Here is a 14,549-nt window from a genome sequence, read left to right on the forward strand (position 1 = left end):
TTCTTTTTTTATCGGTATTAAATAAAAATGCCACAGGATTTTGAACCTGTGGCATTTTTTAATGTTAACCAATTATATGTTTAACTACTTACGAGGCTCGTAATCAATTCTAAATATAACCGTGTACAGTACTGGCACTACAATTAGAGTCAAAATTGTAGCAAAGCCCAAACCAAACATAATTGTTACCGCCATTGACTGGAAGAACACGTCAAATAACAGCGGGATCATACCCAAAATAGTAGTTATAGCTGCCATTGCAACTGGTCGTACACGGCTCACACCAGAGTCAAACACGGCTTCATAGGGCGATTTACCTTCCCTTAATTCAAGGTTTATTTGATCAACTAATACAATACCGTTTTTAATTAGCATACCGCTTAAGCTTAACAAACCAAGTAGCCCCATAAAGCTAAACGGCGCATTCATCGCTAATAAGCCTGCACTTACACCAATTATAGCAAGTGGCACTGTTGCCCATATAATTAGTGGTTGTTTAAGCGAGTTAAAAAGTAATACGGTAACTGCAAACATAGCTAAATAACCCAGTGGTAATGAGCCAAATATTGCTTTTTGAGCATCGCTTGATGACTCATATTCGCCGCCCCATTCAAGTTGGTAACCACGTGGTAGTTCCATGTTCTCTATTGGGCCGCGAATACGTGCAAATAATTTAGCGGGTGTTTCATCACCTAATACATTGTTATCGGCCATTACCGTGATTGTACGTTTGCGATCGCGTCGCATTATTAAGCTGTCTTCCCACTGCACATCAAATTCGTCTACAACTTGGGTCACTGGTATAAATACACCAAGAACTGGGCTGTATATTTGAAGGTCGTGTACGCTTTCTACGTTTAAGCGCTCGTTAGCAGGAGAGCGAGCAATAATAGGTAGTAACTGTGTACCATCGCGATATACGCCCACTTGTTTACCCGATAAGCTCGTTAGCAACACATTATCTAAGTCTGATTTACTAATACCTAATCGACGTGCTTTTTGCTCGTTAAACTGCGGGCGAATCATTTTGGTACGTGCGCGCCAGTCATCACGAATATTATATGCGCCTTCGTCTTCACCAATCAGCTCTTCGGCTTTAGCGGCTAGTTGTCTTAAAACAACAGGATCAGGGCCCGAAAAACGCGCTTCTATTTTTGCATCAGTAGAAGGGCCAATTTCCATCGGTTTAATTTTAAGCTGTGCAGAGAGTGCATGATTGCTTGAGTAATCACGCACTGTTTGCATTACAGTTGCTACGGCTTCTCTGTCGGCAACACGAATAATTAATTGCCCATACGCGGGATATGATTTTTCAGGCGCGTAGGTAAGCATAAAGCGCGGTGCACCTTGGCCCGTAGTACTTGTTACTTCTTCGACAAGGTCTTCTTTTTGCAAAAACTCTTCAAGCTTTTTAACGCCCTCAAGGGTTGAGCGAATATCAGAGCCTTGCTCTTGCCAATAATCTACATAAAACATAGGTGTATTAGAGGCAGGGAAAAACGACTGTTTTACAGAGCCAAAACCAACAACCGCAGTACATAGCAAAACAACCATTAATATAAGCGTGGTTTTTCTAAAGTGCAGTGCTAAATCTAAAATCGCTTTATAACCATTAAAAATAAAACCTTTGTACGGGTCTTCATCTTCTTGGCCTTCTTCGTTTTTAAATTCGTTTTCTTTAAACATTAAATTGGCAAAAAATGGCGTTAATGTTATGGCTGTTATCCAGCTTAATAAAAGCGAAATAAACAACACCCAAAACAAGCTACCGGCAAATTCACCACTGGCATCAGAGCTTAAACCAATTGGCGCAAAGGCAGTGACTGCAATTACTGTAGCTCCAAGTAAGGGCCATTTTGTTTGCTCAACAATGTTAACAGCCGCTTTTAGTTTTGTTTGGCCACGTTTAAGGTTTATAAGTATGCCTTCGGTGACGACTATGGCGTTATCAACTAGCATACCAAGAGCAATAATAAGTGCTCCAAGCGATATACGTTGCAAGTCGATAGCAAACAACTTCATAAATATAAACGTACCCAGTACGGTAAGCAGTAAAATACCACCAATTAAAATGCCGCTTTTTAGACCCATAAATAACAGCAGTACAACAATAACAATCGCAATGGCTTCAAGTAAGCTGATAATAAAACCATCAACCGATTTTTGAACCTCTTGTGGTTGGTTGTATACAGAATTTATGTGAATACCATGAGGGCGTTGATATTCAAGTGATGCTAAATGCTCATCTATGTTTTTACCCACATCAACCACGTTAACACCCGACATAAACGATACGCCAATAAGTAAAGCTTGCTGAGAGTTATAACGAATAATGTTATTTGGTACTTCTGCGTACTCTCTGTAAACCTTGGCTACATCGCCTAAGTAAATAAGCTCATTGGCACCTGATTTTGAAATTAATAAGGTTTCGAGCTCTTTTACATCTTTAAATTCGCCAGTAGGGTGCAAGCGAATTGACTCATCGCCAACACGAATTTTACCTGCGTTAGATACCGTATTTTGCGATTGCAATAACTGGAATATATGGCTTGGCGCAATACCTAATTGAGCAAGCTTACGCGTAGAAACTTCAACCATTACTTGCGCTTGTTGTTGCCCCGCAACGGTTACTTTACTAACGCCTTTAACCAATACCAGCTCACGCTTTAAAAAATCGACGTAATCTTTAAGCTCGTCATACGAGTAGCCATCACCAGTTACCGAATACATAACACCGTAAACATCGGCAAAGTCATCCAAAATAGTACTAGGATAAACACCACTAGGTAACGACGGAGAAAGGTCGTTAATTTTACGGCGCATTTCATCCCAAATTTGGCGAAGCTGCTCTTTACGATAATTGCTTTTCATTTCTACTGAAATTTGCGATTTACCGTTAGATGAAATGGAGGTAACGTAATCAACATAAGGGAGTTGCTGAATCGCGTTTTCAATCGGAAAAGTAACTTCTTCTTCAACTTGCTGCGGCGAAGCGCCAGGGTACATGGTAATAACCATGGCTTTTTTAAGCGTAAACTCAGGGTCTTCTAGTTGCCCTAAATCAAAGTACGACACACTACCGCCAATTAATAGAAGCAGCGTAAACATCCAACTGATTACTTTTTTCTCTATGGAGAGTTGTGCAAAGCTCATAATTATAAGCCTCGCTCTTTATTCCATGCTCTTACTTTCATGCCTTCTTTTAGTGAATGCACACCGGCTGAAACTACAATTTGGCCTTCTTTAATACCACTTAACACTTCAATACCATCGCGGTGCAACTGGCCAACCTTCACAGCTTGTTTGTGTACTTGGCTAGTTTTTGAATCAAAAAGCCATACGTAGGCGTTATCTTCAATTGATTCTTGCGGCTCAGAAAACACCGACTCGATAGGTAGTATTGTGTAGGCAACTTGCGAGCGCGTTACTTTGCTTAAATCAATAAGCACACTACCCGTCATACCTGCGAGTAAATTAAAGTCCTCAGGTACTGGTAGCGAAAATACAACCTTATAAGTAAGTGTTGCAGGATCTGCTTGGGTATCCCACTCTTTAATATCAAGTATGTACTCTTTGTCGTCAAAGCCATCAAACTTTACAGTAGGGTGGTAATCGGTGCCTTTTTTAAAGCGAGCGACTATTTTTTCAGGAACCTGAATTTCTACGTCCATTAAATCGCGTGTTTCTAAACGTAATATATTTTGCTTTGCTTGAATATTTTCAAAGTTTTTAACAAATACTTTTGCGACCGTGCCTGAAAATGGCGCGCGCAGCTCGCTGTACTCAAGGTTTGTTTGTGCAATTTTAAATGCAGACTCAGCAATTTGCATATTAGCAGTGGCTTCATCTAATTCTGATTGGCTGGTGATTTTTTTCTCAAACAATTGCTCAATACGGCCAAGTTGTGACTTTGCCAGCTCAAAGCGTGCTTTACGTTCGTCAAACTGTAACTGAAAATCTTCTGGATCCAGTTTTGCTAATAAATCACCTTTTTCAACGTGTTCACCAGCAAGCACAGGAAACTTAACAAGTTCGCCGTTTACCCTAAAAGCTAGGTAAGAGCCTTGGTTTGCAACAACCTCAGCAGGAAAGCTGCGAATGTTAGTTTGCGTATCATGACCTATGTTGAATAATTTAACAGGGCGAATAGGCTCTTCTTTAACTTGTTGTTCTGGCTCAGAACAGGCTATTAAGCTAAGTAAGGTCGTTGTTAATAAACATAGACGAAAGAGTTTCATGTCTTCTCCGTTGCAATGATGGCAAAATAATTAAGTGCAGCATACGCTGCAAACATATAAAATAAAAATCATTAAATTTTAGAAACTCAATAAGTTTTACTTATGATGTTGCAGAGCGGTATATGAAGCTGAATCAATTAATAATTTTAGATGCCATAGTACAAAGCGCAAGCTTAAGCGGAGCAGCACTAAAGCTACATAAAACGCAGCCAGCGCTTACACTCGCCATTAAAAACTTAGAAGCCAAAATAGGATTTGAGTTACTAGACAGAAGTAAGTACCGATTACAGCTTACTGAAAAAGGGCGAATTTTTCACCGCGAAGCGAAGCAACTTCTGCATGCCAACGACGAGCTGGCACAACTTGCTGAAGAATTAGCATTAGGCAATGAGCCTCAATTTAGAATTTGTTACGAACAACTGTGCCATATGCAAAGTTACAATGAGATCATAAGTAATACTTTTAGGTTGTTTACTAGCACCGAATTTAGCTTAACAAGCGGAAAACGCTTTATTTCATTAGAGCAAGTAAACAGTGGGCAAGCCGAATTAGGCATTGGCCCGTGGTTTGACTTATTTCATGCAACAGGCGACTTAGAAAGTGTACCAATTGGCAAGCTTGCTATTGGCATTGTGAGCGCTAAAGGCGTACTCCCTCAAAGGCTCACCTATAGCGAACTGCAAACGTATCCGTGTTTAGCCATGTTTGAAAGTGACTTGAGTATCGACAGCGACAGGCTATCGTACTCAAAAGGCTCCGCCATGATGAAAATTGATGATGTATCGACCTTAAAATCGTTTTTACTTTCAGGTGCTGGGTGGGCAATGATGAGCCTAGAGCACTGCGACTCTGAAATAAAAGCTGGCTTACTTCAAGAAATACACATAACTGACCGAGAGCATAAGTTTAGTGCGCAAATTAGAGCCTTTAGGCAGCATGCAATGCACCACGGCCCTGTAGCGCGTACTATTTGGGAGCAATTTAAAGTACTTAGTGAGGCGTATTTAAATGAACGCTGATATTGATAAAGAAACACTTATTTATACTGTTATCGCAGGCATACCAATAGGCAAAGTAGCAAGTTACGGGCAAGTTGCCGCTCTTGCGGGCTATCCGCAAAACTCACGGTTGGTTGGGCGCTTATTAAAAGTGATGCCAAACGACTCAGTTATACCTTGGCACAGGGTAGTGAATAGCCAAGGTAAAATATCATTCCCTGAAGGTAGCGAAAAATACCAAGAACAACGTGAAAAGTTATTATCAGAAGGCGTATTGTTTAAAAACGACAAAGTGAATATGCGCGAGTGCCGATGGCAGTAGAAGACAAGGAATGGCTTAATAATAGTATTTAAACATTGTTACCAAGCCAAGCATGTTGACCACTTTTTTATTTATGAAGTTTAGCAATACATATAAATAACCTGATATTTGAGCATTTAGTTTTATCTTCAATACAAGCTCCTTACTAACCTAGATTATCGCTAAATGAAAAAGTTACAAAAAAGGGGCATATTTTCTACTTTCTAGCCATCAAAAATACAAAGAGATTAGCCTAAAGTTCTTCCACACCTACCTATACCTGCGTTTTCATGCAATCCACTAAAAATAAAAGTTTGGCATGCCACTTGAACTAACAATCTGTCGTAGAAAATAATGAGCATATCCGTGGTGGTACAAGAGCTCGCTTTAAAGGGTATCTCATATACAGCTAAGTAAAAATTCTTAAAGCTATAATAAAAGTGGCTAGAACGTGTTTGAAGAACACGATTTATGCTCATCGGTACGTTATTAATTATCGAAATGACCAAGCGTATATATTTAGTTTTGAGTGTGACAATTTTTAAAAACTTGATTTTAAGGACTAACCAAATATGACTGACCCTACTTTAGTTATTTTAATGTACTTTGTGATCCCTATTTGGCTTGTAGCTGGCATTGCGGATTGGTTTTGTCATCGACGTAGTAATATTTCTACAACAAGTGGTGCAAAAGAGTCGTTTATTCATTTATTAATGTTTGCCGAAGTGGGTATACCGTTAATTCTTGTTTTAATTTTTGAAGTTAATAGTTTGATTATTGCTATTAGTATCTTGTTGTTTTTTATTCATGAACTTACAGCAATGTGGGATGTAACTTACGCGGTAAGTAAACGTAGAGTGGGGCCAATAGAGCAGCATATACATAGCTTTTTAGAAATGATACCGCTGTTGGCTTTAGTATTAATTATTGCGCGGCACTGGGAGCAATTTACAGCATTATTTACTCCTGGGGGCTTTCCTCCCGAATTTACGCTCCAATTAAAAGAGTCACCAATACCAATAACTTACTTGATAACAGTGCTACTCATATCACTCGTGCTAGAGTTTATGCCTTATTTAGAAGAGTTCATTCGCGGTATACGTGCTAAAAAAGACAACGCATAAAACCAGTTTGATAAATAGGTATAAAGCCTAAGTTGACTGCTTAAGCAGCTCTAGTTGTTTAAGCAGTTTGTTTATGCGTGCTTAAATAGGGTCACTCAACCTCGTACTAAGTCAAATAGTGCAGTGGGTAACTCAGGCTTTTAGGGTGTTTATAACCACGGTTTCACGAATACTTAGTGGATTTTGTTTAGATGTGATGCAAAAAGAGTAGGTAATAAAAGCGGCGTATACTCGCCGCTATTATGTTGTTTAACAATCATCTGTTGATGATTAAGGTAGATGTTGCCCACCTGTCACGCCCATTATTTCAGCGGTAATGTAACTTGACTCTTGCGAAGCTAAGTATACATATGTTGGGGCTAGCTCGGCAGGTTGGCCTGGTCTACCTAGTGGCACGTTATCACCAAATTCGGGAAGTTTTTTCGCCGGTTGGCCGCCACTTTGTTGTAGCGGAGTCCAAATTGGCCCTGGAGCAACACCATTAACCCGAATGCCTTTATCTATTACCATTTTTGCTAAACTTTTAGTAAAGCTAGTAATTGCGCCTTTAGTTGATGCGTAATCAAGAAGTCCAGCAGAAGGCTGGTAACATTGGATAGAGGTTGTGTTAATAATACTTGCCCCGGGTGGCATATGCTTTACTGCGGCCTTTGTTATCCAAAACATAGCAAATACATTTGTTGCATATGTTTGGCAAAATTGCTCGGTAGATAAATCTTCTAACTCGGCGACAAATTGTTGCTTACCAGCATTATTAACTAGTATGTCAATTGACCCCAAGTATTCAACGCTTTGAGCGACAAGGCTGTTACAGAAATCTTCATCAGATATGTCACCTGCAATACCCCAAGCCTTGTTACCACTGGCTTTTAGTATATCGAGTGTTTCTTTCGCATCGGTTTCTTCGCTGGGTAAGTAATTAATAACAACTTCAGCACCTTCTCTTGCAAATGCGATGGCTACGGCTTTTCCAATCCCAGAGTCGCCGCCTGTGATCAAAGCTTTACGGCCTTTTAACCTTTCGTGGCCCTCATAGGAATCTTCGCCATGATCTGCTTTAGGTTTTAAAATTTCATCTAGCCCTGGTTCCGGTTGATTACTGTCTTTTTCGGTACGTCCCATCTGATATTGGCTTCTAGGATCTTGCATAGTAAATTGATTAGTTGGCATATCAAAGTCTCCTCAACGTAAAGTTTAAGTTCGATTAATTGCATGTAATCACAAAAAGCGTAATCTCAGACAGCACAGCAATGCTGTTACTTCTCTTTGCTTAGCATGAATTGGGTGATGTAAAAAACATAAGAAGCGTGTGTGGTTGTAAAATGTCGAAGCTAAAGAGCGACTAACTGATTTAGCACGAATAGCAATATTATAGTTAGCTCGTAATGCTCCCACTCTGTCTCTCCTTTAAAATTGACATTTTTAGCCGTTTACGTACACCGCCTTCTTTATAAAAAAGCAATAGATATGCCACAGAGGTGCTTTTTAAATATTAAGCTATGTTACTTATTTTAAAGTGTTTATATTTAAACTGTTGAAAATATAAGTGCGGATGACGGGTAAAAAGTGGATATTAGTACCGAAAATATTACACACCGTTCATTAAGCCAATCAAGTTGGGAAGGTGCGTTTATGGCTACACTGATGGGCTTATAATTAAGCCAGAAAATAGCAGCACGTTAAAATGTGTCGTTAAGTGATATGCTAATCCCCCCGAAAATTATAGAAGCCAAATATAGAATTTTCACCTATCGCAAGTATGCGTGGCACTTGAACTAAATTTTGTACGTTTCGACGTTAGCTTTTCTTTAGTGTAAAAAACAAACTGGAGTTTCATGGTAATTGCAATAAAACGTCAAGTAAGTTCGTCTAATACAAAATATTATTACTTTTTATTACTGTGCGTGCACCGTGCTTTTTTTATGAGGCGATGGGCACTTTACAGGTAAGTCTTACGAACACCGCAGAGGCTAGGTTGAAGATAAATCAATTAAAAAAGGAAGAATCTTGATTTCTTACATTACTTTTCAAAAACCTCTGAATTGGACAGCTAAGCCACCAAAGCGGTCGTTCAATATTACATCGAAATTATTTATTTCAGAATGAATTAATAACTTGGTTAATCGTCAGCAATTATTCGGTTACATTCGTTAAGTATGATTACCATTTTTCGTCTGAGGTTTATTCTAAATAATAGATACTATTTAATTGATTAAATTAACTATTTAGGTGATTATGGGTTGTTAATTTAAATACGTATTCTGCGGCTTGGTTTTTAACTTGAAGGAATAATAATGCCATCTAATCATACAGGTTTTTTTGCTTATGCAGGAAACCCTCCTGAAATTGGAGCAACAATAGAAGCAGCAGTTTCAAAAGTAAATCAATCTTCAGATACTACGGTGACTTCTTGGAAATCCTTAGATATACCAGGGCATTTTATATCTGAAGAAGTATTATCAAATATTGACGAAGCGGATTACCTCGTAGCGGATATATCTGTTCTGAACTTTAATGTAACTTATGAAATAGCTTATGCTATTGGTAGGAATAAAAGAGTATTAATAGTTAAAAACTCAAGCATTGCTGAATCAGATTTAACTATTAATACTGTTGGTATATTTGACACTCTTGGATTTCAAACGTATCAAAACTCATCTGAACTAGCCAATTTTATAAACAATTCAATTCCTGAATCACCTTTAAATACGTTTCATAAGCTAAATGTCAGAGCACCGGTTTATTTATTGGTAGGGCCTCACAAGACAGATTTTGCAACTCAAATAATGGCAAGAGTAAAAAAAGCGAAGTTAATGTTTAGATCCTTTGATCCGCATGAACAATCTAGGCTTTCTGCATATGATGCTATTGAGCAAATAGCACAATCGTATGGAGTGTTAATTCCATTACTTAGTAACAATTCTGTAGGAGCTGATCTAAATAATATGAGAGGCTCATTTATTGCTGGTTTAGCTAGGGGAATGAATAAGCCTCATAGTTTACTGCAATTTGGCGAAACACCAGTACCAATTGATTACAGAGATCTTGTAAAACACTGTAATCACCCCAAGGATATTGACCATCAAATCGCAGAATTTGCGGCTAGTGTTTCTGAAGCTTTTCAAAAAGAAGTGAAAATTTCAAAAATTGCAAATGAAACTTTTTTGCAGTCGTTAGATCTTGGTTCAAGTTCAGCAGAAAATGAAATGCGAACTTTAGAAGATTATTACTTACAAACAGATCAATTTTTAAAGTCCATACGCGGTGAAGCAAATATTGTAGTTGGAAGAAAAGGTTCAGGGAAATCAGCTATTTTTTTACAAGTAAGAGATGAAGAAAGAGCAAAAATCGGCAATATAGTCCTAGATTTAAAACCTGATGGATATAAATTAATTAAATTTAAAGAAATGATACTATCATTTCTGGAAGAAGGTACTTTTCAACATACAATAATGGCTTTTTGGGAGTATGTTCTTCTATTAGAGATATGTTATAAAATTTTAGAATCGGATAGAGAAAACCATCTAAATAATCACCATTTATATGAACCATACAGAAAATTAGCAGATATATATCATACCGAAGGTTATGATACAGATGGAGATTTTTCAGAAAGGATGAGTTCTTTAATGGAAAAGATCACTTCTGAATACACTTCAAAATATAGCGATAAAAGTGGTGTAAGGTTGTCATCATCAAAACTCACAGAACTTATTTACTGTCATGATGTTAAAGAGCTTTCATCTTTAATAATAGAATATATGAAAAATAAAGATGTGTGTTGGTTACTTTTCGATAATATAGATAAAGGCTGGCCTACTTCTGGTTTAGAACACGAAGATTTATTAATAATAAGAGCACTAATAGACGCAACAAAAAAAATACAAAGACAATTTTCAAAATCTAATAGTGAAGTATTTTCTATAGTATTTTTGAGAAATGATGTTTATGAATTATTGGTAAAAGAAACCTCTGATAAAGGAAAAGAAGCGAAGGTTTTACTTGATTGGACAGACCCTGATTTATTAAGAGAGTTACTTCGTTTGAGAATAGTGTCAAATAATTTAGATAGTAAAGAGAGATTTGAAGCATTATGGCCAAAAATTTGCGTAAGTCATTATAAGGGCGAAGAAACATCTCAATACTTAATAGATAGATCTCTTATGAGACCTAGATTTTTACTTAATCTTGTTAGCCAGTGTAAAAGCTTTGCAATAAATTTAAATCATGAATCCATAGAAGCCAAAGATTTAGAAAAAGGGCTTACTGCATACTCTACTGATTTACTATCTGACATAGGATATGAGATTAGTGATATAGAAAAAGATGTCGATGATGTTTTATATGCATTCATTAGCTCTAAACCTCGTTTAACTATACCTGAAATAAATACAACATTGGTTGAGTTTGGTGTTGATGAATCACATTGTAAAAAAATTATAGATTTACTTTTATGGTATGGGTTTATTGGGTTAACCATTAATGACGAAGCTAAATACATATATGATTTTAATTATAATATGCAATTGGTGAATGGAATTATGAAGAAGAATAATAGCAATTTAATTGTTATTAATCCTGCATTTTGGCCAGCATTGATGATCTCAGACTAAGTACTACTATTTTTTCATATATATGTCTGCTAAAAATTTACGATACAGCGAAATTCAAGTAGATCCTGTTAATATTTGTACTAAGTGGCAAAAGTTAACATTTCATATGACAGGCAGCTTTGAGCTTGAAACAGCCTACCGCAAAGACTGACGGTCTGCTCATCGCTCAAACCAGACCATTCTAATTGGCTATACAGGCTCAATAAACATAATTGCTAATTGAAATATAATGGCAAACACACCCAGCAATAACAAATAAGTGCCAGATAGCGTGGCTAAATTGGGTGCTTTTAGCGCTGTAAAATAATGTACCTAAACTATAAAAAATACCGCCGGCAAGTAGCCAGTAAAGTGCTTTTACATCAACACTTGAATAAAGCGGATATACAATAGCCAGTGCAAACCAACCCATGAGCAAGTAGGTGGCGAGTGATATTTTTTTATTACCGTTTTTTACAAATACTTTGTACGCAACGCCTGCTAGTGCCACCACCCATATAAATGTAAGTGTTGCCCATGACCAAGCACCGGATAATGAGATTAATAAAAAGGGAGTGTAGGTGCCGGCAATTAATAAGTATATGGCGCAGTGATCGCACTTTTTATAAAAGGCTCTTAAGCGCGGCTGAATACTGGCGTGGTACAAAGTGGATGACAAAAACAGCACAAATAAGCTGCTTCCATAAATTGCAGTACTAATATACGCGTTAGTGCTGGTGGCTTGGCTAAATAAATCCCACATAACAAATGCGGCAAATATAATACCGAGTGCATGGCTGATTACGTTTAATTTCTCTTCTTTACGGGAATAAGGCGCTTCTAACGACATAACTGTTCCTACCACTATTGGAATTAATTTCAGTGTACAACTGTACGCTGAAAGTTTCAATCTTAGCTGTGAGTAATTCTAAATAACTTTATTTGATACGCTACTTTAGCTTTTACTTGATTTTAAAGAGAATTAATTCACTATGTTGGTGTCTAGTGTAATACATATTACGAGCTGAAATAACCATGAAACAAGATCTAAAAGCTGCTTTACTTACCGCCATTGTTTATCCTGGAGCGGGGCATTTCTCTTTAAAAAAACACCTAATAGGCGCTATTTTTGCGGGTGTATTTACTGTTTTTTTAATTTTAACCTTTCAAGATATATTTGCGATTGCACAGTGTACTGCAAATGAAATTGTACACGGTAAAATCCCCATGTCGGTTACGGCCATATTAAAAGCCGCGCAACAACCTTCCGACGCCTGCGCTAAACTCGCTGAATATAAGTATGTACCTTTAATGATTATAATTTGGGTGCTGAGCATGATGGATGCATACCGTTTGGGCAGAAAAGTACTTCCCACAAAAAAATAAACCAATTAATTAGAGCTAGGTTTGGTTGGCTTATTAATTGCCTCCCTAATATTTATTCCTGATATTTAGCTATTATTAATGGCGGTAATAATTATTATTACCGCCTTTTCATTTTTATATATATTTTTTGTAACCGAGATTTTTTGCCTGCATCATGTAAACATCGTGTAAATGCCTGTATATACCCAGTAAAATCCTCAAACCTCGTTAAATTGCTCATTTGTTGATATTTAGTTAATTAAATTCCTTCTCCTTGTACCTTTTTATTCATTTAATGTTAATAAATAAATGATACTTTCTGCTCGCCAAATTAACTTTGTTTAGCTATTAAGTATTGGTTTGGTATCAATTTATTACGTCAAGCAATGACGACTGATAATTTCAATTTAAGGAAATACGATGAATAACAGTTCAAATAATCACAAAAGAAAGGATTTTAAAGTGGCGAGCTTATCGTTAGCTTTATTATTAGGATGCTCAACAATGGCCAATGCCGCTGTTGAGAAGTTAACGGTGAGTGGTAACCAAATTCTTGCAGGTGGAGAAAACACAAGCTTTGCAGGACCTAGCCTATTTTGGAGTAATACGGGGTGGGGCGCTGAAAAATTTTACACCGCAGAAACAGTAGCAAAGGCAAAAACTGAATTTAATGCAACATTAATTCGTGCAGCTATTGGCCATGGTACGAGTACCGGTGGTAGTTTGAACTTTGATTGGGAGGGCAATATGAGCCGTCTTGATACTGTTGTAAACGCAGCTATTAGCGAAGATATGTACGTTATTATTGATTTTCATAGCCATGAAGCACATACCGAACAAGCAACTGCAATTCGCTTTTTTGAAGACGTAGCGACCAAATATGGGCAGTACGACAATGTTATTTATGAAATTTATAATGAGCCGTTACAAATCTCGTGGGCTAACGATATTAAGCCTTACGCAGAAACAGTTATTGATAAAATTAGAGCAATCGACCCTGATAACTTAATTGTGGTTGGTACGCCTACGTGGTCACAAGATGTGGATGTGGCATCACAAAACCCAATTGATCGCGCCAATATTGCTTACACTCTGCATTTTTATGCTGGCACGCATGGCCAATCGTATCGAAATAAAGCACAAACTGCACTCGATAACGGCATTGCACTATTCGCCACAGAGTGGGGAACAGTTAATGCTGATGGCAATGGTGGTGTTAATATTAATGAAACCGATGCATGGATGGCATTTTTTAAAACAAACAATATTAGCCACGCTAACTGGGCTTTAAACGATAAAAACGAAGGTGCATCGTTATTTACTCCAGGCGGTAGTTGGAATTCACTAACCGCGTCAGGCACTCAAGTTAAAGAGATCATTCAAGGTTGGGGTGGTAGTACGGTTGCTTTAGACTCTGATGGCGATGGTATAAGTGATAGTAACGATCAGTGCGATAACACTCCTGCAGGTACAACGGTTGATAGTATTGGTTGTGCAGTAACTGACAGCGATGGTGATGGTATTAGCGATAGTGTTGATCAATGCCCTAATACACCTGCAGATGAAACTGTTAATAATGTAGGCTGTGTTGTTGAAGTAGTTGAACCACAAAGCGATGTGGATAACGATGGTGTGAATGATGATTTTGATCAGTGCCCAGATACACCCACTGGTACAAGTGTTGATACAAATGGATGTAGTGTTGTGAGTTCAATCGATTGTAATGGCATTAATACATACCCTAATTGGGTGAACAAAGATTACACAGGTGGTCCGTTTACTCACAATAACACCGACGATAAAATGCAATATCAAGGCAATGCATACAGCGCAAATTGGTATACAAATAGCCTTCCAGGAAGTGATGCTTCGTGGACGCTTCTTTATACTTGTAATTAAGCACGTTTTATAAAATATACAAAGAAGGTAAG

General features: G+C 37.6%; 10 protein-coding genes. 6 read left to right on the top strand and 4 right to left on the bottom strand.

Annotated elements, in window-relative coordinates; translation table 11 throughout:
- Positions 1 to 84: 84 nt before the first annotated feature.
- Positions 85 to 3,153: an efflux RND transporter permease subunit gene (locus WNY98_RS02350; protein ID WP_342877024.1), complete on the bottom strand. Its 3,069-nt coding sequence runs from the start codon at positions 3,151 to 3,153 to the stop codon at positions 85 to 87.
- Positions 3,154 to 3,155: 2 nt separating this feature from the next.
- The gene (locus tag WNY98_RS02355; protein WP_170071433.1) at positions 3,156 to 4,238 is read right to left on the bottom strand and encodes an efflux RND transporter periplasmic adaptor subunit; all 1,083 of its coding nucleotides are present in this window, start codon (positions 4,236 to 4,238) and stop codon (positions 3,156 to 3,158) included.
- A 122-nt stretch (positions 4,239 to 4,360) separates the two neighbouring features.
- Between WNY98_RS02355 and WNY98_RS02360 the strand changes: the two genes are divergently transcribed.
- The 3 genes from WNY98_RS02360 to WNY98_RS02370 all read left to right on the top strand — a co-directional run bounded on the left by WNY98_RS02360 (position 4,361) and on the right by WNY98_RS02370 (position 6,661).
- On the top strand, positions 4,361 to 5,257 hold the full coding sequence (locus WNY98_RS02360) for a LysR family transcriptional regulator (RefSeq protein ID WP_342874815.1): 897 nt from the start codon (positions 4,361 to 4,363) through the stop codon (positions 5,255 to 5,257).
- Positions 5,247 to 5,558 carry an MGMT family protein gene (locus WNY98_RS02365; protein ID WP_182694914.1) on the top strand — a complete coding sequence of 104 codons (312 nt, stop codon included), beginning with the start codon at positions 5,247 to 5,249 and terminating at the stop codon, positions 5,556 to 5,558. Before WNY98_RS02360 ends, WNY98_RS02365 begins: the two co-directional genes overlap by 11 nt.
- A gap of 551 nt (positions 5,559 to 6,109) precedes the next feature.
- A complete protein-coding gene (locus WNY98_RS02370; protein ID WP_182732992.1) occupies positions 6,110 to 6,661 on the top strand; it encodes a diguanylate cyclase in 552 nt (183 codons plus the stop codon).
- A gap of 270 nt (positions 6,662 to 6,931) precedes the next feature.
- On the opposite strand, the gene WNY98_RS02375 is transcribed toward WNY98_RS02370, so the two are convergent.
- The gene (locus tag WNY98_RS02375; protein WP_342877025.1) at positions 6,932 to 7,831 is read right to left on the bottom strand and encodes an SDR family oxidoreductase; all 900 of its coding nucleotides are present in this window, start codon (positions 7,829 to 7,831) and stop codon (positions 6,932 to 6,934) included.
- Positions 7,832 to 8,955: 1,124 nt separating this feature from the next.
- On the opposite strand from WNY98_RS02375, the gene WNY98_RS02380 reads away from it, so the two are divergent.
- Positions 8,956 to 11,274, top strand: a complete 2,319-nt coding sequence (locus tag WNY98_RS02380; RefSeq protein ID WP_342877026.1) for a hypothetical protein — start codon at positions 8,956 to 8,958, stop codon at positions 11,272 to 11,274.
- A 199-nt stretch (positions 11,275 to 11,473) separates the two neighbouring features.
- On the opposite strand, the gene WNY98_RS02385 is transcribed toward WNY98_RS02380, so the two are convergent.
- Positions 11,474 to 12,103 (bottom strand): hemolysin III family protein, encoded by a 630-nt coding sequence (locus tag WNY98_RS02385; RefSeq protein ID WP_342877027.1) that lies wholly within the window; start codon positions 12,101 to 12,103, stop codon positions 11,474 to 11,476.
- Between the two features lie 185 nt (positions 12,104 to 12,288).
- Between WNY98_RS02385 and WNY98_RS02390 the strand changes: the two genes are divergently transcribed.
- The gene (locus WNY98_RS02390) at positions 12,289 to 12,639 is read left to right on the top strand and encodes a hypothetical protein (protein ID WP_076924732.1); all 351 of its coding nucleotides are present in this window, start codon (positions 12,289 to 12,291) and stop codon (positions 12,637 to 12,639) included.
- A gap of 399 nt (positions 12,640 to 13,038) precedes the next feature.
- Positions 13,039 to 14,517 carry a cellulase family glycosylhydrolase gene (locus tag WNY98_RS02395; RefSeq protein ID WP_342877028.1) on the top strand — a complete coding sequence of 493 codons (1,479 nt, stop codon included), beginning with the start codon at positions 13,039 to 13,041 and terminating at the stop codon, positions 14,515 to 14,517.
- Positions 14,518 to 14,549 lie beyond the last annotated feature (32 nt).

Source organism: Pseudoalteromonas sp. AS71 (genome assembly GCF_038900275.1).
GTDB lineage: Bacteria > Pseudomonadota > Gammaproteobacteria > Enterobacterales > Alteromonadaceae > Pseudoalteromonas.

Coding starts and splice junctions, on each gene's coding strand:
- WNY98_RS02370 (WP_182732992.1), top strand. CDS start 6,110: ATGACTGACCCTACTTTAGTTATTTTAATGTACTTTGTGATCCCTATT.
- WNY98_RS02350 (WP_342877024.1), bottom strand. CDS start 3,153: ATGAGCTTTGCACAACTCTCCATAGAGAAAAAAGTAATCAGTTGGATG.
- WNY98_RS02395 (WP_342877028.1), top strand. CDS start 13,039: ATGAATAACAGTTCAAATAATCACAAAAGAAAGGATTTTAAAGTGGCG.
- WNY98_RS02355 (WP_170071433.1), bottom strand. CDS start 4,238: ATGAAACTCTTTCGTCTATGTTTATTAACAACGACCTTACTTAGCTTA.
- WNY98_RS02380 (WP_342877026.1), top strand. CDS start 8,956: ATGCCATCTAATCATACAGGTTTTTTTGCTTATGCAGGAAACCCTCCT.
- WNY98_RS02390 (WP_076924732.1), top strand. CDS start 12,289: ATGAAACAAGATCTAAAAGCTGCTTTACTTACCGCCATTGTTTATCCT.
- WNY98_RS02385 (WP_342877027.1), bottom strand. CDS start 12,103: ATGTCGTTAGAAGCGCCTTATTCCCGTAAAGAAGAGAAATTAAACGTA.
- WNY98_RS02375 (WP_342877025.1), bottom strand. CDS start 7,831: ATGCCAACTAATCAATTTACTATGCAAGATCCTAGAAGCCAATATCAG.
- WNY98_RS02365 (WP_182694914.1), top strand. CDS start 5,247: ATGAACGCTGATATTGATAAAGAAACACTTATTTATACTGTTATCGCA.
- WNY98_RS02360 (WP_342874815.1), top strand. CDS start 4,361: ATGAAGCTGAATCAATTAATAATTTTAGATGCCATAGTACAAAGCGCA.